Raw genomic sequence first — 17,852 nt, forward strand, 5'->3', positions numbered from 1 at the left:
GACAAAAAACTTCGTGGAGTCTATCAAAGTTTTTGCAGGCCCCGCTGTGCGAATTTTGGAGAGAGGAAATGAGTGACGTCCAGGCCGCGCTGGCGCTGATCAAACGCGGTGCAGACGGGCTGCTGGTCGAGTCCGAGCTGGTGCAGAAACTGGAGAGCGGACGGCCGCTGCGGGTGAAGGCGGGCTTCGACCCCACCGCGCCCGACCTGCACTTTGGTCATACGGTATTGATCAACAAGCTGCGCCATTTCCAGGACCTGGGCCACCAGGTGCAGTTCCTGATCGGCGACTTCACCGGGATGATCGGCGACCCCAGCGGCAAGAACGCCACCCGCCCGCCTTTGTCGCGCGAGCAGGTGCTGGAGAATGCCCGCACCTACCAGGAGCAGGTGTTCAAGATCCTGGACCCGGAAAAGACCGAGATCTGCTTCAACTCCACCTGGATGCAAAGCATGAATGCGGCGGACATGATTCGCCTCGCCTCCCTGCAGACGGTGGCGCGCATGCTGGAGCGCGACGACTTCGCCAAGCGCTACGCCGGCCAGCAGCCGATCTCCATCCACGAGTTCCTCTACCCGCTGTGCCAGGGCTACGACTCGGTGGCGATGAAAGCGGACGTCGAACTCGGCGGCACCGACCAGCGTTTCAACCTGCTGATGGGCCGCGAGTTGCAGAAGCACTATGGCCAGACGCCGCAGTGTGTGCTGATGATGCCGCTACTGGAAGGCTTGGACGGCGTGAACAAGATGTCCAAGTCGCTCGGCAATTACATCGGCATCGCCGAGCCGGCGAAGGAGATCTTCGGCAAGGTGATGTCGGTGTCCGACACGCTGATGTGGCGCTATTTCGAGTTGTTGTCCTTCCGCAGCCTGGAGGAGATCGCCGGGCTGCGCCGCGGCGTCGAGCAGGAAGGCCGCAACCCGCGCGACGTGAAGGTGATGCTGGCACAGGAGTTGGTGGCCCGCTTCCACGGTGCTGCTGCCGCTGACGAAGCGCTGGCTGACTTCGAAGCCCGCTTCCAGCGCAACGCCATTCCCGACGACATCCCGGAAGTGCGGGTCGCCGTGGGCGAGGGCATGCCGGTGTTCCAGGTGATCAAGCAGGCCGGCCTCACTGGCAGCACCTCGGAGGCGATGCGCATGATCGACCAGGGCGCGGTGAAGCTGAACGGCGAGCGGGTGGATGACAAGGCGCGGCTGCTGCCGGCGGGCGAAACCGTGGTGCTGCAGGTGGGCAAGCGCAAGTTCGCTTCCGTGGTGCTGGAGTGAGCGGCGGCGCCGGCCGCCCGATCGGCGTCTTCGATTCGGGCATCGGCGGCCTCACCGTGGTGCGGGCGCTGATGGAGCGCCTGCCGATGGAAGACATCGTCTATTTCGGCGACACCGCCCGCGTGCCTTACGGTGTCAAGTCGGTGGCCACCATCGGGCAATTCACCGCACAGATCACCGACTTCCTGCTGCAGCAGGACGTGAAGATGCTGATCGTCGCCTGCAACACCATGGCAGCGGTCGCTGCCGAGGTGGTGCGCCAGCGCGCCGGCGACATCCCGGTGCTGGACGTGATCGAGGCCGGCGCGCGTGCTGCGGTGGCCGAGGCGCCGGGCGGGCGTATCGGCGTCATCGGCACCCCGACCACCATCAACAGCAACGCCTACGCCCGCCGCATCCATGCACTGGACCCGACGGTGCGAGTCTATTCACGCGCCTGTCCGCTGTTCGTGCCGCTGGTGGAAGAGGGCTGGCTGGATCACGAGGTGACCCGGCTGACCGCGCAGGAATATCTGCGCCCGGTGTTGGCGGAAGAGGTGGATGGGCTGGTGTTGGGCTGTACTCACTACCCGCTGCTGAAACCGCTGCTGCGCGACGTGGTGGGGTCGGGAGTGAAGCTGATCGACTCCGCCTACACGACTGCCGAGTTCGCCGCCGCCAGCCTGCAGGCCGCCGGTCTGGCGCATGTCAGCGAGCTGCCGGCGCGCTACCGCTACGTGGTCACCGACGTGCCCTTGCGCTTCCAGACCATAGGTGAGCGCTTCCTCGGCCGTTCGCTGGGCAGGGTGGAGAAGGTCGACTGGTAGTGCTCCGGTTCGGGGCGGGAGCAACGGATAGGAAAAACGGCAGGGGCGATTCGCCACCTGCCGTTTTTCTTATCCGCGCATCCAGTCTGGTTGCCGCGTTCCTTGCTGCTCTCCCGCTCAGCCCGGCCCGGTCGCCACCGGCCGCTTCGGGTCGGCGCACCATTCGCTCCACGAACCGGCGTACAGCCGCGAGCCGCTGAGGCCGGCGGCCTCCATTGCCAGCAGGTTGTGGCAGGCGGTGACGCCGGATCCGCACTGGTGCACCACCTTGTGGATGTCGTGGCCCTTCAGCAGCGCGCCGAATTCCTCGCGTAATACCGAAGCCTGCTTGAAGCAGCCGTCGCCGCCGAGGTTGTCCTTGAAGAAGCGGTTGGTGGCGCCGGGGATGTGGCCGCCCACCGGGTCCAGCGTCTCGTTCTCGCCGCGGAAGCGGTCCGGGCTGCGGGCGTCCAGCAGCAGCATGTCCGGGCGGTTCAGATGGGCGTACACATAGTCGGCATCCACTCGCGAGGGCTGCAGCGCCAGCGTGTAGGTGGCGGGGCGGGCCTCCGGTGTTTCGGTGGACAGCGCCTGGCTGGCGCGGCACCAGGCCTGGAAGCCGCCGTCCAGCACCGCGACGCGGTGGTGGCCCAGCCAGCGCAGCAGCCACCACAGACGGGCGGCGAACATGCCGCCGGCGTCGTCATAGGCGACGACCTGGGTGTGGTTGCCGACGCCGCACTCGGCGAGCCGTGCTGCCAGGTGGGCGGGGTCCGGCAGCGGATGGCGGCCATTGTGGCCGTTCTTGGGGCCGGAGAGGTCGTCATCCAGGTCGAGGTAGAAGGCGCCAGGCAGGTGGCCGACGCTGTAGGCATCGAAACCGAAGTCCGGGTTGGTGAGGTCGAAGCGGCAGTCGAACAGCACCCAGTCGGGATCATGCAGATGCTGGGCGAGCTCGTTGGCGCCGATCAGCGTCGCATAGGAGGCGCTCACCGCGCTTCCTCCGCGGTCTCCTCCAGCCAGGCGCGGGCGGAGGCTTCGTCCTCGAACACCTGCACGTCGGCATCGACGAAGAGTTGGGAAACCCAGGCGCTCCAGGTGATCCACTGGTCGTTGGTCAGCAGCGCGATGCGGCGGAAGTCGCGGGCGTGGGCGCGGGAGAACTTGATCTCCTCCCAGGCAACGTCCAGCGTGAAGCCCAGCATCTCGCGCAGATCGAAGAGCAGGTCCACCGGACCCTCGAAGCGGATCTTGTAGCTGACGAGCTCCTCGAACTCCTTGTAGTCGGCCAGGGTGAACTCGCCGAAAACGCTGACGGCAACCAGGCTGTCGCTGTGCTCGGTGCTGATCATGGTGGCCTCCTGAGGGCGTTAAATGGTGTCTGCCACTATAGCCCCAGGCTGGAAAGCGCTCAATCCGGGGTCTGGCTGGCGGCGTTTCCTGCGGGCGCGGGGCGCTGCCCTCCGGCTTGCGCCGAGGGCGGCCGCGGCCGGGTGGCCAGCGAAGTGGCGATGCCGCTGGCGACGATGAGGGCGATGGCGAACCAGGCGGCCAGCGGCAGCAGCTCGTTCCACAGCAGCACGCCGAATAGGCTGGAGAACAGCACGGTGGTGTAGCTGAGGTTGGCGGAGACCACGGTGCGGCCGTAGCGGTAGGAGCGCGTCATCGCCAGTTGCGCGCAGCCGCCGAACAGGCCGGCGCCAGCGAGCAGGGCGAAGCCGCGCAGGTCCGGCAGGTGCAGGCCGCGCGCCAGCGCCCAGGGCAGGCCGAGCGCGGCGGTGAGGGCGGAGAACCAGAACACAGTGCGCACTTCCGGCTCGCCGGCGCGGCCCAATTCGCGCACGCTGACGTAGGCCAGGCTGGCGAGCAGGCCGCCGCACAAGCCGGCCACCGCGCCCGGCCATTGCTCCGGCTGCACCGTGGGGCGCAGCAGCAGGGCGACGCCGACGAAGCCCATCGCCACCGAGGCCAGCGCCGGCCAGCGCAGGCGCTCGCCGAACCACAGCACCAGCAGCAGGGCGACGAAGATGGGCGAGGTGTAGCTCAGGGTGACGGCGCTGGCCAGCGGCAGGATGCCGAGAGCGAAGAAGTAGCACATCAGCGCCAGCGAGCCGGAAAAGCCGCGGGAGAGCTGCAGCCGCCAGTGCGGCGTGCGCAGCGGAATGCCGCCGAGGCGGGCGACGATCCACATCATCAGCACGCCGACCGCGCCGCGGTAGAACACCAGCTCGCCGGTAGAAAACTCGTCCGACCCCAGTTTCACGCACACGCCCATGCAGGCGAACAGGAAGCTGGCGACGATCATCCACAGGGAAGGCATGGTGCGCTGCAAAAGGAACGGAAGGCCGGCATTGGACCACAGCCGCCGCACCGGCGACAGTCCGGCGCGGCGGTCGCGGCAGCGCTTCGCGGCGCCTTTAGGCCAGCGTCAGCCAGTCCGCATGGCGTTCGTCCTCGCCGCGCACGCAGGCGAAGAAGCGCCGTTGCAGCTCGCGGGTGATGGCGCCGGGCTGGCCGCTGCCGACGCGGCGCCTGTCCACCTCCACCACCGGGGTGATCTCCGCCGCAGTGCCGGTGAAGAACACTTCATCGGCGATGTAGAGCTCGTCGCGGGTGATGCGGCGGGCGACGATCTCGTAGCCAGCCTCGCGCGCCAGCGTGTGCAGCGTGCGGCGGGTGATGCCGTCCAGCGCCGAGGTGATCTCCGGCTCGTAGATCACGCCGCGCTTCACCAGGAAGACGTTCTCGCCCGGCCCTTCGGCGACGAAGCCGTCGGTATCCAGCAGCAGCGCTTCGTCATAGCCCTCCTGGCGCGCCTCGCGGCAGGCGAGGATGGAGTTGGTGTAGGTAGACACCGCCTTGGCGCGGCACATCTGCACGTTCACATGGTGCCGGGCGAAGCTCGCCACCTTGACGCGGATGCCGCGCTCCAGCCCGTTGTCGCCCAAGTAGGCGCCCCAGGCCCAGGCCGCCACCATTACATGCACCGCCGCGCCCAGCGGATCGACGCCGACCTTCTCGGCGCCGAGGAAAACCAGCGGGCGGATGTAGCCGCCGGCAAGTGCGTTGCGGCGGATGGCGTCGCGGCAGGCCTGGCGCAGGGCGTCGCGGTCGAAGGGCATGTCCAGGCCGAGGATGTGGGCGGATTCGAACAGCCGCTCGACATGGTCGTCCAGCCGGAAGATGGCGGCGCCGCGCGGCGTCGCATAGGCGCGCAGGCCCTCGAAGCAGCCGAGGCCGTAGTGCAGGGTGTGGGTCAGCGCGTGCACCCTGGCTTCGCGCCAGGGCAGCCATTGGCCGTCCAGCCAGATCCAGCCGTCGCGGTCTTCCATCGTGGTGGGGGTGATGCTCATGAGGTCGCACTCCTGGTGTCGGATCGAAGGGGAAAAGGCCGCGGGCGGTGGGAGCGGCTTCGATCGGCGGAGGAAAACGGGGTGCGCTTTGCCGGGCAACGCCGCCGGGGTGGGGCGGCGCTGGAGGTGCCGAAGAGGAGGTCCAGATTGCGCGCTGCAGCAGCGGCTTTCAAACGAAAGCGGCGTGGCGTCGGATGAGCCTGATTCATCCGAATGGTCCGACTTGGGTGGTCAGCCGCAGCCGCTGGGGCTAGGCTAGGGTCATGTCCAAGCGAGGAGAGGCCGATGTCCTACGTGCTGGCGCTGGACCAGGGCACCACCAGTTCGCGTGCCATGGTGTTCGATGCCGACGGCCGGGTGCGCAGTGTCGCCCGGCGCGACTTCCCGCAGCATTTCCCGCGGCCCGGCTGGGTGGAGCACGACCCCGCCGACATTCTGCGCAGCCAGCTGGAATGCGCCCGCGCGGCGCTGGCGGATGCCGGCCTGCGCGCCGGCCAGCTGGCGGCGGTGGGCATCGCCAACCAGCGCGAAACCACCGTGCTGTGGGAGCGCGCCAGCGGCCGCGCGGTGGCGCCGGCCATCGTCTGGCAGGACCGCCGCACCGCCGCCGACTGCGAACGCCTGCGCAGCCAGGGCTGGAGCGCGGCCCTGCGCGAACGCACCGGGCTGGAGCTGGACCCCTACTTCTCCGCCACCAAGCTCGCCTGGCTGCTGGACCATGTGCCCGGCGCCCGCGAGCGCGCCGAGGCCGGCGAACTTGCCTTCGGCACGGTGGATAGCTGGCTGCTGTGGCATCTGAGCGGTGGTCAGCTGCACCTCACCGACCGCGGCAACGCCTCCCGCACCCTGCTGCTGGACGTGCACGCCCGCGAGTGGGACGCCGATCTGCTCGCTCGCTTCCGCATCCCGGCGGCGGTGCTGCCGCGGCTGGTGGACAGCCTGGGCGTTTGCGGCGAAACCGCGCCCGAAGTGCTGGGCGCCGCGGTGCCCATCGCCGGCATCGCCGGCGACCAGCAGGCCGCCACCTTCGGCCAGGCCTGCTTTGCCCCCGGCATGGCCAAGAACACCTACGGCACCGGCTGCTTCCTGCTGATGAACACCGGCGAAGCGCCGGTCGCCTCGCACAACCGCCTGCTCTCCACCGTCGGCTGGACCGGCGGCGGCCGCCACGCCTACGCGCTGGAAGGCAGCGTGTTCATGGCCGGCGCCGTCGTGCAATGGCTGCGCGACAGCCTGGGCCTGATCCGCAACGCCAACGACATCGAAGCCCTGGCCGCCAGCGTGGAAGACAGCGCCGGCGTGGTCTTCGTGCCCGCCTTCACCGGCCTGGGCGCGCCGCACTGGGATGCCCGTGCCCGTGGCACCCTGCTCGGCCTCACCCGCGGCGCCGGCCCCGGCCACATCGCCCGCGCCGCGCTGGAAGCCATCGCCCTGCAGACGGTGGACTTGGTCGCCGCCATGCGCCGCGACGGCGCCCAGTCGCTCACCGAGCTGCGGGTGGATGGCGGTGCCGCCGCCAACGATCTGCTGATGCAGCTGCAGGCCGACCTGCTGGGCGTGCCGGTGCTGCGCCCGCGCATGCTGGAGACCACCGCGCTGGGCGCCGCCTGGCTGGCCGGGCTGGGCGTTGGCCTGTGGCGCGATACCGATGCGTTGGCGACCCAATGGCGGCTGGATCGCCGCTTCGAGCCGAGCTGGAGCGACGACCGCCGCGCGGCGGTGATCGCCCGCTGGGCACGGGCGGTGGAGCGCGCCAAAGACTGGGCGGAGGAGGAATGAGGCGGCTGGCCATGGGAAGGGAGCGCATGCGGCCCGCCGTGCTGCCGGCCGGCGCGGTGGAGGCAAGCGGGCGGGCAGCTGCTCCGGCCGATGTTGAAGCGGTGCTTGCCTCGCCAGCCGGCGGCTGCGGGCGTTGCCGGCGCGGGCGCCGTGCAAGCCGGCGGTTCCGCGGCGGCCTGCGTGTTCCGCGCCGGCCGGGGCCGGAGGCAGGGGAGGCGGGATGGCGCTGACGCCCGCCGCCGCAAGCCGCGCCGCCGCGCTCGCCCGGCTGGCGGAAACGCCGGAGTGGGACATGCTCGTCATCGGCGGCGGCGCCACCGGCCTGGGCTGCGCGGTGGATGCCGCCGCCCGCGGCTACAAGGTGCTGCTGGTGGAAGCGCAGGACTTCGCCAAGGGCACCAGTTCGCGCGCCACCAAGCTGGTACACGGCGGCGTGCGCTACCTCGCCCAGGGCAATCTGCCGCTGGTGCGCGAGGCGCTGGCCGAGCGCGCCCGCCTGCTGGCCAACGCGCCCCATCTGGTGCATCCGCTGCGCTTCGTCGTGCCCAGCTACCGCCGGCGCGACACCGCCCTGCTGGCCGTAGGCCTGGGCGCCTACGATCTCCTCGGCGGCTTCGGCAGTCAGGGCGGCATCGCCCGCAGCCGGGTGCTGGACGTGGCGCAGACGCGCGCCGCCCTGCCGACGGTGAAGACCGCCGGCCTGCGGGGCGGCATCGCCTACTGGGACGCGCAGTTCGACGACGCCCGCCTGGCGCTGGCCCTGGCGCGCACGGTGGAAGACCTGGGCGGCCTCGCCCTCAACTACTGCGCGCTTGCCGATCTGCTGGTGGAGGGCGGCCGGCTGCGCGGCGCGGTGTTGCAGGAGGCGGGCGGGCGCGTGTTCCGGGTGGCCGCCCGGGTGGTCATCAACGCCACCGGCGTGTGGGCGGACAGCGTGCGCCGCCTCGCCCAGCCGGCGACGCCGCCGCTGCTGCGGCCCAGCCAGGGCATCCACCTGGTGGTAGACCGCGGTTTCCTGCCCGGCACGGACGCCCTGCTGGTGCCGCGCACCGCCGACGGCCGGGTGCTGTTCATGATTCCCTGGCAGGGCCGGCTGCTGCTGGGCACCACCGACAGCCTGCGTGCAGACTTGCCGCTGGAGCCGCAGCCTTTGCCGGGCGAGGTGGATTTCGTGCTCGATACCGCCGCCGCCTACCTCGAACGCCCGCCGCGGCGGCAGGATGTACTCAGCCAGTTCGCCGGCCTGCGGCCCTTGATCGGCGGGGGCATGGGCAATGACGAGCGCCCCACTGGCGGCCTGTCGCGGGAGCATCTGATCGAGGTTTCCGCCACCGGCCTGGTCAGCGTGCTGGGCGGCAAGTGGACCACCTATCGCCATATGGCCGAAGAGGCGGTGGACCGCGCCCTGGCGGTGGCTGGCCTGCCACGGCGGGCCGCGGCGACCGCCACCTTGAGGCTGCATGGCGCGCGGGAGGGCGACGACCCCTACGGCAGCGACCGCGAGGCGGTGGAAGCCCTGCCCGGCGCCGGCCGCCGCCTGCTGGAGGGCCTGACGCTGACCGAGGCCGAGGTGCGCCACGCCGCGCGGGCGGAATACGCGCTGAGCGTGGAGGATGTGCTGGCGCGGCGGCACCGCGCGCTCTTCCTGGATGTTCGTTTGGCGGAACAGATTGCCGGGCAAGTGGCCGTCATCTTGGCCGACGAGCTTGGCCGGGACGGAAATTGGTGCGAGCTACAGGTGAAGCGTTTTCGCATGCTGGCGCAAAGCTATGCGGCCGCCTCTGCTACTTCACGGTAGGCGCCGCTGTTGGCTGCTTTGCCATTCCTTGCCGGGTTTGAAAAGCCTTGACAGCAGAAATAGGCAAGGAGAAAGAGTAGCCATTACTGCAGCTCACGACGATGAGGTTCTCACCGTGCCCTTTGGACTCCAACCGGGCTTTTGGCGAATGGTCGCATTCGGCTGAAAGTCGTGCGGTATGTGTGGCTGCTTCAAGCAGGGAGCGGGTATCTGCGGAATCGGGGCCGAGGTCAGCTTGAGCAGGGAAGGAGAGGCTGAAGAGGGCTGCCAAGCAGAGAAATCCGGAAAGCGAACGAGCGCGATGCAAAGGCATTTATTCTTAATTGAAGAGGGTAGATATACCCATTTTGGGCCTTTGAGCTAGACTTTTGTACTACTCCAATCAATTTATCTATTGAGGTGCGAAATCAGTCACGTATTAACTGTACTTGCTTTGCGGTTAATTGCTAATCGGAAGTGGTAGCCCGTGCCCGCGCTTGCAACCAGCGCACGAAGTGCCGCACCCAGGGCAGGGTCTGCGCCGCTGGCGAGACGACGGCATAGAAACCCTTGTCCGCCACTTCGATGTCGAACGGCTTTACCAGCGTGCCGGCGGCGAGATAGGGCTTGGCCAGCAGGCTGACGGTGAGGGCGATGCCGGCGCCGGCGGCGGCGGCCTCCAGCATCATCATCGAGTCCTCGAACAGCGGGCCTTCGGCCGGCTCGCCACGGGCCAGGTCGGCGGCAGCGAACCAGGGCGACCACGCCAGCAGCGGATGGCGCAGCAGGCGCTGGCCGTCCAGGTCGGCGGGCCGGGCGAGGCGGTCGGCGAGGGCGGGGCTGCACACAGGGAAGACGGTTTCGCGCCGCAGCTCGTAGGCCTCCAGCCCCGGCCAGGGCGGATCGCCGTAGCGCAGGCCGACGTCGGCCTCGCCGGCGGTGAGCGGCGCCAGGCTGGTGGAGGTGGAGAGCACGAAGTCGATGCGCGGGTCTTCCTGCGGGTAGTCGGCGAGCTGGCCGACCAGCCATTTGGCGCCGATCGCTGGCGCCACCGACAGGCGCAGCGGCCGTGCTTCCAGGCGGCGCAGACGGGTGCTGGCGGTTTCCAGCCGGCGCAGGGCGGCGCGGACTTCGACCAGGTAATCCTGGCCGGCGGCGGTCAGCGTCACCAGCCGGTTGTGGCGCTCGAACAGCGGCAGGCCCAGCCAGTCTTCCAGCGCGTGGATGCGGTGGCTGATGGCGGAGGGCGTGAGGTGCAGCTCCTCGGCCGCAGCCAGGAAGCTGCCGCTGCGGGCGGCGGCCTCGAAGGCGACCAGGGCGGGCAGGGGCGGCAGGCGGATCATGGCTGGGTGGCGGCGGGCATGGTAGCGATACTACCGCCGCGGGCGAGAGGCGGCGAAGCGGCGGCGGCGCTGCGAAAGGCTGCAATTGGCCGTTCGGGGGCGCCAGCCGCATCAGCAGGCAAGCCGGCAACTCAATAGCCGGTGGCCCTCCACCCCGCCTTCTTCGGCAGGCTCCGGGGCAGGCCCGCATCCTGCAGCGCCCTGCACCCGCCGCGGGGCTCAGGGCGAATGGCCGTGCTTACCTGCTTGCTGGGTCACTAACTGCCCGCGGCAGCGTCACCCGCGCTTCCAGCCCGCCCTCGGGATGGTTGCCCAGCGCCACCTCGCCACGCTGGGCGCGCAGCAGGTTGCGGGCGATCGCCAGGCCCAGGCCGGTGCCACCGGTTTCGCGGTTGCGGGAGGACTCGGTGCGGTAGAACGGCTCGAACACCTTCTCCAACTCATCCGCCGGCAGGCCGGGGCCGTGGTCGCGGATGCGGATCTCGTAGCGGTCCGGCAACTCGGCCAGCGTGATGTTGACCTCGCCGCCGAACTTCACCCCGTTCTCCACCAGGTTCCACAGCGCCCGGCGCAGCGCCGTAGGGCGGCTGGGGCAGGGCGTGGGCGCGCTGCCGCTGACGGTGACCGTCCAGCCGAGGTCGGCGGCGTCGGCGCGCAGCACGTCGGCCAGGCTTTCCAGGCTCACCGGCTGCGGCGGGCTGGAGGCGTCCATGCTGCGGGCGTAGGCCAGTCCTTCCTTGACCAGCGATTGCATGGCGTCGAGGTCGGCCTGGATGCGGTCGCGCAGGTTTTCCTCGTCCACCATCTCGGCGCGCAGGCGCAGGCGGGTGATGGGCGTCTGCAGATCGTGGGAGATGGCGGCGAGGATGCGGGTGCGCTCGGCCACATGCTCGCGGATGCGCTGCTGCATCTGGTTGAAGGCGGCGGCGGCCTGGGCTACCTCGGTGGGGCCGCTGGAGCTCATCGGCGCGCGCTCCGGGTCTTCGCCCAGGGCGCGGGCGGCGGCGGCCAGCCGCGACAGCGGCCGGGTGGCGATGCGCACCGCCAGCCAGGTGAGCAGGGCGACGCCGATGACCAGCGCCGCCAGCGCGGCGATGAGGCGATCCGGCGGCGCCAGCGGCGGGCCGGGTTCCGGGCCGATGCCGGGCAGGCGCACGCTCAAGGGCGTGCCGTCGCGCAGCGGGATGGTGACCAGGTAGAAGGGATGGTTGTCCGGCCGCTGGACGACGGTGAGGCTGGCCTTGTGGTCCGGCAGGGCGGTGCCTAGCGCGCGCAGCAGGGCGTGGTCGCGCACCGGCTGGGCGTTGTCCGGCGGCGGGCGCAGGGCCAGGCGCAGGCGGCGGCGGCCGAGGTCGTCTATCCAGCCGGCGCGCTCCTGGGGCGGCAGGCGCTCCAGCACCTGCACGGTGGCGGCGATTTCCTGGGCGATGCCCTCGAACAGCACGTTGCGGCCGACGCGGTCGCGCTCGCCGACGAAGAGGGCGAAGCTCACCGCCAGCACCACTGCCATGCCCAGCAGCCAGATCAGCATCAGGCGGGCGAACAGGCTGCGCGGCAGCGGCAGCCTCATTGCGCGCCCTCGCCGCCGAGTTGGCCGACGCTGTGCACCTCGCTGCTCAGCACATAGCCTTCATTGCGCACCGTCTTGATGATGGCCGGCTCGCGGGCGTTGTCGCCCAGGCGCTGGCGCAGCCGGCTCACCAGCAGGTCGATGGAGCGGTCGAACACGTCCGCCTCGCGGCCCTGGGTGAATTCCATCAGCTGGTCGCGCGACAGCACCCGCTGCGGATGGGCGAGGAACACGCCCAGCATGCGGTATTCGGCGCCGGACAGCGGCACCACCGTGCCGGCCCCGTCGATGAGGTGGCGGTTCACCGTATCCAGCCGCCAGCCGGCGAAGTGCAGCTCGCGCGCCTGCCCGGGCGGGGAGGCTTCCAGGTTGGGCGGCAGCGCGCGGGCACGGCGCAGGATGGCGCGGATGCGGGCGTACAGCTCGCGCGGCACGAAGGGCTTGGGCAGGTAATCGTCGGCGCCCATCTCCAGGCCGATGATGCGGTCCATGTCTTCGCCGCGGGCGGTCAGCATCAGGATGGGCGTGTTGGCGTGGGCGTGGGTGGCGCGCAGGTTGCGGCACAGGGTGAGGCCGTCCTCGCCGGGCATCATCAGGTCGAGCACGATGAGGTCCACCCGGTGTTTCTCCAGCGCCGCCTTCATCTCGCGGCCGTCGGCGGCGGTGGTGCAGCGCAGGCCCTGCTTTTCGAGGTAGTCGGCCAGCAGGCCGCGGATGTCGCGGTCGTCATCGACGATCAGGATGTGGTCTTGCTGATTGCTCATGGTCGTGATCTCTCCGTGGGACGCATCTTAAGGTCCGGCTGTGGTGGCTTTGTATCCCTGCGTATCCGGAGCGGGCCGGGAGACATGTTCATGCAAAAGCAGCCCTTGCGAGACAAATGCGGCTTACACGGCGCTGTTCAAATGGCTCCGTCGCCCGAACGAACGGGCACATCAACGCAAGGAGAGACACATGAAGACCTGGATGAAGACCTCGATTGCCGCCGCCGTCATCGCCGTTCATGCGCTGGGCACCACCGCTGCATTCGCCCGGGACGACGACCACCGCGGCCCGGGCCGTGGGCCGGGCTGGACCCAGACCTCGCCGGAGAAGGCCCAGCAGCACGCCGAGCTGCGCCTCGCCAGGCTGGAGCTGGCGCTGGCGATCAAGCCGGAACAGCAAGCCGCGTGGGATCAGTTCAAGACCAGCATCGCCGCCCAGCAGGCCAAGGCTGGCGAACGCTTCGCCGCACGCAAGGACAAGGCGGAGGCGCCCCGTACCGCCAGCGAGCGTCTGGCGAAGATGGAGGAAATGAGCCAGCTGCGCCTGGCCGAGCTGGCCGAGACCCGCAAGGCGGTGGATACGCTCTACCCGCGGCTGAGCGACGCGCAGAAGAAGGTGTTCGACGCCGAGTTCATGAAGGGCCCCGACCCGCGTGGCGACCACCGTGGTCCGGGCAAGGGCCCGGGCCGCGATGCTGGCCCGCAGCAGGGCCACTGAGCTTCAGTCGCAGTACACACCCGCCCGCGTCGATGGCGGCGCGGGGAGGCGGAACGGCCCGGCGACGGGCCGTTCCGCCGTTCACGCGGTGCGACGCCTTTGGCGTGGAGGGGCGCCGGGAGAAGGCCAGGGAGGCCGGGCTTGGGCGCCCGGTCGGAGGAAAGATGGCCCCTTGCTGCCGGGCGCGGGCGGAAGGCCTGCTGCTTGAAGCCGCCGCCCGCTTCAGCCGGCCTGGCTCAGCGGCGCGGGGGAAACCCGCTGACGGGGCAGGTAAGGCAGCGCCGCCGCGGTCGGTACCTCTTCGTTCAACTGCGTCAGCACCATCAGGATCCAGCCGGCACAGGTGCTCTCGGTGACGCGGAAGCGGCGGCCGTCGACCATGTAAACGTCGAATACATGGTTGGGGTGGCTGTGGCGCTTGCGCTCGGTGAGGCGCAGCCAGGTGTCCAGCTCGGCATCGCCGATGCGGGGGCCGACCTGCTTGCTGTGGCAGTGGCGGATCAGGCCGGCGTAGGTGCTGACGGTGGGTGGCAGCTGGTGGAGTTCGCGGAAGGCGTCGTTGGTGAGCACCAGGCGGTCGGATGCGTCCAGCAGCGCCATCGGCTGGCGCATGCTGTCCAGCCCGCTCAGCAGGGCGGTGAGGGCGAAGCCGTTCTCGCGCGCGCTGCCGAACTGCCGTGCCGGCGGGAGGGGCGGCGTGGTGGCGGCTGGCGGCTCGCCGAAGTCCAGGCCGGCGACGCGGTCCCGCCCTTGGTGCTTGGCGCGGTACAGCATCTGGTCGGCCAGCCGCATCCAGGCTTCGTGGCTGTCCAGGTCGGGGCTGAGTTCGGCGACGCCAAAGCTGGCGGTGACCAGGGTGTCGTCCAGCAGCGGGGTTTCATGCAGGCGGGCGCGCAGGCGCTCGATCAGCACGCGTGCTTCCTTGGCGCGGGTCTGCGGCAGCAGCATGCCGAATTCCTCGCCGCCGTAGCGGCCGGCGATGTCGGTGGTGCGCAGGCACTCGCGCAGCAGGCCGGCGAAGCGGCGTATGGCGTCGTCGCCGGCTTCGTGGCCGTGATCGTCGTTGATGCGCTTGAAGTGGTCGATGTCCGTCAGCACCAGGGTGGCCGGCAGGCCGGCGCGGCGGTAGCGGGCGAATTCGTTGCGTACCTGGGCTTCCCAATGGCTGCGGTTGTAGAGGCCGGAAAGGCCGTCGTGGCGCGTCTGGTGCTCCAGTTCGGCGCGCTTGTTGCGCAACTTGGTGATGGCCTGGTGGGCGGTGTGCGCCACCAGCAGCGGGTGGGTGAGCAGCAGCGGCAGGCAGGACAGTATGTTGGCCATGGTGGATTCCGGCAGCCAGCGGAAGCCGCCGAGGAGCAGCCCCAACACCAGGCCGGCGGCCTGCCAGGCGAGGCCGCGGCCGAGCAGCTGCATGCCGCCGGCGGTCAGGCTGCTCATGCACAGCAGGGTGATGGTGAGCGCGCTGGGCAGGGCGTTGAAGCCGATCAGCGCAATCCAGAAGCCACCGGCGAACTGGTCGACCAGCAGGTTGCGCTGTTCGGCGCGGAAGGGATTGCCTGCCCGCCGCGCCCAGGCCCAGGCCAGGTGCGGCCAGACGAAGCAATAGAGCAGCAGGCCTATCCATTCCGCCAGCGGGGCGCCGGTGTGATGGAAGACGGTGAGAACCAGTGGCGAACCCACGGCCAGCCCTAGCACGCGCGGCAAGTAGGACTTGCGGGCGAAGCCGAGCTGGGCAGCATGGAGGCTGGGTTCGTTGGCGGTAAGCATGGGGCTAGCATGCCATGCGCCGAAAGTATTACCCGTGTGATTCTTGGCAGCTGCCTTATCGCCCTGCCAGCCACTGTTCCAGCGTATCCGGGGCTAGCGGACGGGCATAGAGATAACCCTGCCCGATGTGGCAGCCGTGCCGGGCGAGGAAGCGGGCCTGCTCTTGCCGCTCTATGCCTTCGGCGACGACGGTGAGGTTGAGGCTCTCGCCCATGCGGATGACTGCGTCCACCAGCGCGCCGGTCTTGTCGTCGCGGCCGAGGTCGCGGATGAAGCTGCGGTCCAGCTTCAGCTCGCTCACCGGCAGGCTGCGCAGGTAGCCCAGGCTGGAGTAGCCGGTGCCGAAATCGTCCAGCGCCAGATGCACGCCGGCGGCGTGGATGGCGGCGACGTTCTCCTGGGTGATGGGGTGGGCGTCCATCACCATGCTCTCGGTGGCTTCCAGGGTGATGTCGCGCGGGGTGAGGCAGTGGCGGGCCAGGGTGTCGGCGATCAGCGCCGGCAGTGTGGGGTCGCGGAAGTGGGGCGAAGAGAGGTTGAGCGATACCGAAGGAATCGGCACGCCGCGCCGGCGCCAGTCGGCGAGCTGGCGACAGGCTTCGTCCAGCACCACCCGGCCGAGCTCGACGATGAGGCCGCATTCCTCTGCCAGCGGAATGAAGTGGGAGGGCGGCACGTCGCCGAAGTGCGGATCGCGCCAGCGCGCCAGCGCTTCCACGCCGTACAGGCGGTTGTCGTCCAGCCGCAGCTGGGGCTGGTAGTGCAGGTACAGGCCGCCGCCGCTGAGGGCGTCGCGCAGCGCCGCCTCCAGCGCCATGCGCTCGTGGGCGTAGCGGTTCATCTCCGGGCTGAAGAATTCGTAGGCGTTGCGGCCGGCGGCCTTGGCCTGGTACATGGCGACATCGGCGTGGCGCAGCAGGGTGTCTACATCGCAGCCGTTGTCCGGGAACAGGCTGACGCCGATGCTGGCGGAGGGATTGAGCCGGGCGCCGGCCACCTGCAGCGGGCGGGCGAGGCTGGCGAGCAGCCGCTCCACCGCCGCGCAGGCCTGCTCGGCGTTGGTCTGCGGCAGCACGATGGCGAACTCGTCGCCGGACAGGCGGCCGACCAGGTCGGCGTCGCGCACGCATTCCTGCAGGCGCTGGGCGATCTCGCGCAGCAGGGCGTCGCCGCTGTCGTGGCCCAGGGTGTCGTTCACCTGCTTGAAGCGGTCGAGGTCGATGAACAGCATCGCCAGCGGCGTACCGTGGCGGGCGCACAGGGCAAGGGCGCGGCTGGCCTGGGCGAGCAGCAGGCGGCGGTTGGGCAGGCCGGTGAGGGCGTCGTAGAAGGCGAGGCGCTCGATGTGGATCTTGGCCGCTTCGCGTTCTATCGCCACCGCGCACAGCGGCGCACACAACTCCACCAGTTGGCGGTGCAGATCGTCCGGCCGGCGCTGGTCCACGAAGTAGCAGGCGAGCGTGCCCAGCACCCGGCCGTTGCGCGCCTTGATGGGGTGCGCCCAGCAGGCGGCGATGCCGGCCGCCGCCGCCAGCTCGCGGTAGGGCGCCCAGGCCGGCGAACTGGCCACCGAGCTGGCCTCCACCGACGTGCCGTACCAGGCGGCGGTGCCGCTGGAGGCGGAGTCCGGCGCGATCGGCAACTGGTGCAGCACCGGCCTGAACACCTCCGGCACGCTGGGGGCGGCGAGCAGGCGCAGGTATTTGCTGTCGTCCGAGGCCACCAGGATGGCCACCCGCAGTTCCGGGGCGATGCTCTCCACCTTGCGGCAGACGGTGTCCATCACCTCCCGCACCGGGCGGTCCTGGATCATGGTTTCGAGCACGCTGCGCTGGAGCAGCTCGTACATCTTGCTGCGGGTGATCTCGGTGAGGGCGATCACGCAGTTGCGCAGGCTGCCGTCCTCGCGGTGTATCGGGTCCATGACCAGCGAGGCCCACAGCGGCCGTCCGTCCTTGCGATAGACGATCTCGTCGGCGCGGAAGGTTTCGCCGCGGTGCTGCTGGCCATCCAGGCGGGCGAGGCTGGCGGCCTCGGTGTGGGCGCCGGCCAGCAGCTCTCCGGGCCTGCGGCCACAGGCTTCCTCGGCGTCGTGGCCGAACAGGCGGCGGAAGCCGGCGTTGATGAAGACGATGCGGTGTTCGTCGTCGGTGATGATCACCGCGTTGCCGGTGGCGTCGGTGCCCAGCGACAGCAGTCGCAGCTGCTCCTGGTCTTCATGCTCGCGGGTGACGTCGCGCAGGAAGGCGGTGTACATCACCCGCCTGTCCACCGTGATGCGCGACAGCGACAGCGTGGCCCACAGGGCCCGGCCGTCCTTGCGCTCCAGCCTCACCTTGCGGCTGGAGCCGACGATGTGGCTCTCATTGGTGCGCCGGTTGCGCTCTATGAGTTCGTCGTGGCGCGGCTGGATGTCGGCGGGCACCAGCATGGTGACGCTGCGGCCGATGACTTCCCGGTTGCCCCAGCCCCATAGCCGCTCGGCGGCCGCATTGAAGAACACCACCCGGTTGTGCTCGTCGATGACCACCACCGCGTCTATCGCCTGCTCCAGCGTCTGCACCAGGATCTCGCCGGCGTTGGTGGCGCCGGTGAGCGCGGTGTGGCGCAGCAGCGGCAACTCCGGCAGGGGCGGGCGTTTTTCCGTTGCGTGTGTCGGCTTGACGACATCGGCGGGCGTCAGCGTGATCGGGGGTGGCGGCATCGTCGAGCAGGCTCAGCTAGGCAA

General features: G+C 69.8%; 14 protein-coding genes. 5 read left to right on the forward strand and 9 right to left on the reverse strand.

Annotation, left to right across the window (positions count from 1 at the left end):
• Nucleotides 1–68 precede the first annotated feature (68 nt).
• Nucleotides 69–1,268, forward strand: a complete 1,200-nt coding sequence (gene tyrS, locus C7389_RS12555) for a tyrosine--tRNA ligase (protein ID WP_133591913.1) — start codon at nucleotides 69–71, stop codon at nucleotides 1,266–1,268.
• Nucleotides 1,265–2,074, forward strand: coding sequence for a glutamate racemase (gene murI / locus C7389_RS12560; protein WP_133591915.1), 810 nt, complete (start codon nucleotides 1,265–1,267; stop codon nucleotides 2,072–2,074). The genes tyrS and murI overlap by 4 nt, the downstream gene beginning before the upstream one ends.
• A 117-nt stretch (nucleotides 2,075–2,191) precedes the next feature.
• On the opposite strand, the gene C7389_RS12565 is transcribed toward murI, so the two are convergent.
• From C7389_RS12565 to C7389_RS12580, 4 genes are all read right to left on the reverse strand, one after another.
• Nucleotides 2,192–3,046: a sulfurtransferase gene (locus tag C7389_RS12565; RefSeq protein ID WP_133591917.1), complete on the reverse strand. Its 855-nt coding sequence runs from the start codon at nucleotides 3,044–3,046 to the stop codon at nucleotides 2,192–2,194.
• Nucleotides 3,043–3,405 (reverse strand): SpoIIAA family protein, encoded by a 363-nt coding sequence (locus C7389_RS12570; protein ID WP_133591919.1) that lies wholly within the window; start codon nucleotides 3,403–3,405, stop codon nucleotides 3,043–3,045. Before C7389_RS12570 ends, C7389_RS12565 begins: the two co-directional genes overlap by 4 nt.
• A 59-nt stretch (nucleotides 3,406–3,464) precedes the next feature.
• A complete protein-coding gene (locus tag C7389_RS12575) occupies nucleotides 3,465–4,373 on the reverse strand; it encodes a DMT family transporter (RefSeq protein WP_133591921.1) in 909 nt (302 codons plus the stop codon).
• A 97-nt stretch (nucleotides 4,374–4,470) separates the two neighbouring features.
• On the reverse strand, nucleotides 4,471–5,406 hold the full coding sequence (locus C7389_RS12580; protein WP_246034744.1) for a branched-chain amino acid transaminase: 936 nt from the start codon (nucleotides 5,404–5,406) through the stop codon (nucleotides 4,471–4,473).
• A 285-nt stretch (nucleotides 5,407–5,691) separates the two neighbouring features.
• On the opposite strand from C7389_RS12580, the gene glpK reads away from it, so the two are divergent.
• Nucleotides 5,692–7,185, forward strand: coding sequence for a glycerol kinase GlpK (gene glpK / locus C7389_RS12585; protein WP_133591923.1), 1,494 nt, complete (start codon nucleotides 5,692–5,694; stop codon nucleotides 7,183–7,185).
• A 220-nt stretch (nucleotides 7,186–7,405) separates the two neighbouring features.
• Nucleotides 7,406–8,983: a glycerol-3-phosphate dehydrogenase/oxidase gene (locus C7389_RS12590; protein WP_133591925.1), complete on the forward strand. Its 1,578-nt coding sequence runs from the start codon at nucleotides 7,406–7,408 to the stop codon at nucleotides 8,981–8,983.
• A gap of 446 nt (nucleotides 8,984–9,429) precedes the next feature.
• On the opposite strand, the gene C7389_RS12595 is transcribed toward C7389_RS12590, so the two are convergent.
• The 3 genes from C7389_RS12595 to C7389_RS12605 form a co-directional block, all read right to left on the reverse strand.
• The gene (locus tag C7389_RS12595) at nucleotides 9,430–10,305 is read right to left on the reverse strand and encodes a LysR substrate-binding domain-containing protein (RefSeq protein WP_162851728.1); all 876 of its coding nucleotides are present in this window, start codon (nucleotides 10,303–10,305) and stop codon (nucleotides 9,430–9,432) included.
• A gap of 238 nt (nucleotides 10,306–10,543) precedes the next feature.
• Nucleotides 10,544–11,875, reverse strand: a complete 1,332-nt coding sequence (locus C7389_RS12600; protein ID WP_133591927.1) for an ATP-binding protein — start codon at nucleotides 11,873–11,875, stop codon at nucleotides 10,544–10,546.
• The gene (locus C7389_RS12605; protein ID WP_133591929.1) at nucleotides 11,872–12,639 is read right to left on the reverse strand and encodes a response regulator; all 768 of its coding nucleotides are present in this window, start codon (nucleotides 12,637–12,639) and stop codon (nucleotides 11,872–11,874) included. Before C7389_RS12605 ends, C7389_RS12600 begins: the two co-directional genes overlap by 4 nt.
• Nucleotides 12,640–12,829: 190 nt before the next feature.
• Here C7389_RS12605 and C7389_RS12610 point away from each other — a divergent pair, with 190 nt between their 5' ends.
• Complete coding sequence (locus tag C7389_RS12610; protein WP_133591931.1) at nucleotides 12,830–13,357, forward strand: Spy/CpxP family protein refolding chaperone; 528 nt, start codon at nucleotides 12,830–12,832, stop codon at nucleotides 13,355–13,357.
• Nucleotides 13,358–13,579: 222 nt separating this feature from the next.
• Here C7389_RS12610 and C7389_RS12615 read toward each other — a convergent pair whose 3' ends face one another.
• Together C7389_RS12615 and C7389_RS12620 are read right to left on the reverse strand one after the other, a co-directional pair.
• Nucleotides 13,580–15,124 (reverse strand): diguanylate cyclase, encoded by a 1,545-nt coding sequence (locus C7389_RS12615; RefSeq protein WP_133591933.1) that lies wholly within the window; start codon nucleotides 15,122–15,124, stop codon nucleotides 13,580–13,582.
• A 55-nt stretch (nucleotides 15,125–15,179) separates the two neighbouring features.
• A complete protein-coding gene (locus C7389_RS12620) occupies nucleotides 15,180–17,828 on the reverse strand; it encodes an EAL domain-containing protein (RefSeq protein WP_133591935.1) in 2,649 nt (882 codons plus the stop codon).
• Between the last annotated feature and the right edge of the window lie 24 nt (nucleotides 17,829–17,852).

It is taken from the genome of Azoarcus indigens (assembly GCF_004361735.1).
In the GTDB taxonomy this organism is placed as follows: Bacteria; Pseudomonadota; Gammaproteobacteria; order Burkholderiales; family Rhodocyclaceae; genus Azoarcus; species Azoarcus indigens.

Coding starts and splice junctions, on each gene's coding strand:
- C7389_RS12605 (WP_133591929.1), bottom strand. CDS start 12,639: ATGAGCAATCAGCAAGACCACATCCTGATCGTCGATGACGACCGCGAC.
- C7389_RS12620 (WP_133591935.1), bottom strand. CDS start 17,828: ATGCCGCCACCCCCGATCACGCTGACGCCCGCCGATGTCGTCAAGCCG.
- tyrS (WP_133591913.1), top strand. CDS start 69: ATGAGTGACGTCCAGGCCGCGCTGGCGCTGATCAAACGCGGTGCAGAC.
- C7389_RS12570 (WP_133591919.1), bottom strand. CDS start 3,405: ATGATCAGCACCGAGCACAGCGACAGCCTGGTTGCCGTCAGCGTTTTC.
- C7389_RS12590 (WP_133591925.1), top strand. CDS start 7,406: ATGGCGCTGACGCCCGCCGCCGCAAGCCGCGCCGCCGCGCTCGCCCGG.
- C7389_RS12580 (WP_246034744.1), bottom strand. CDS start 5,406: ATGAGCATCACCCCCACCACGATGGAAGACCGCGACGGCTGGATCTGG.
- C7389_RS12600 (WP_133591927.1), bottom strand. CDS start 11,875: ATGAGGCTGCCGCTGCCGCGCAGCCTGTTCGCCCGCCTGATGCTGATC.
- C7389_RS12610 (WP_133591931.1), top strand. CDS start 12,830: ATGAAGACCTGGATGAAGACCTCGATTGCCGCCGCCGTCATCGCCGTT.
- glpK (WP_133591923.1), top strand. CDS start 5,692: ATGTCCTACGTGCTGGCGCTGGACCAGGGCACCACCAGTTCGCGTGCC.
- C7389_RS12615 (WP_133591933.1), bottom strand. CDS start 15,124: ATGCTTACCGCCAACGAACCCAGCCTCCATGCTGCCCAGCTCGGCTTC.
- C7389_RS12575 (WP_133591921.1), bottom strand. CDS start 4,373: ATGCCTTCCCTGTGGATGATCGTCGCCAGCTTCCTGTTCGCCTGCATG.
- C7389_RS12595 (WP_162851728.1), bottom strand. CDS start 10,305: ATGATCCGCCTGCCGCCCCTGCCCGCCCTGGTCGCCTTCGAGGCCGCC.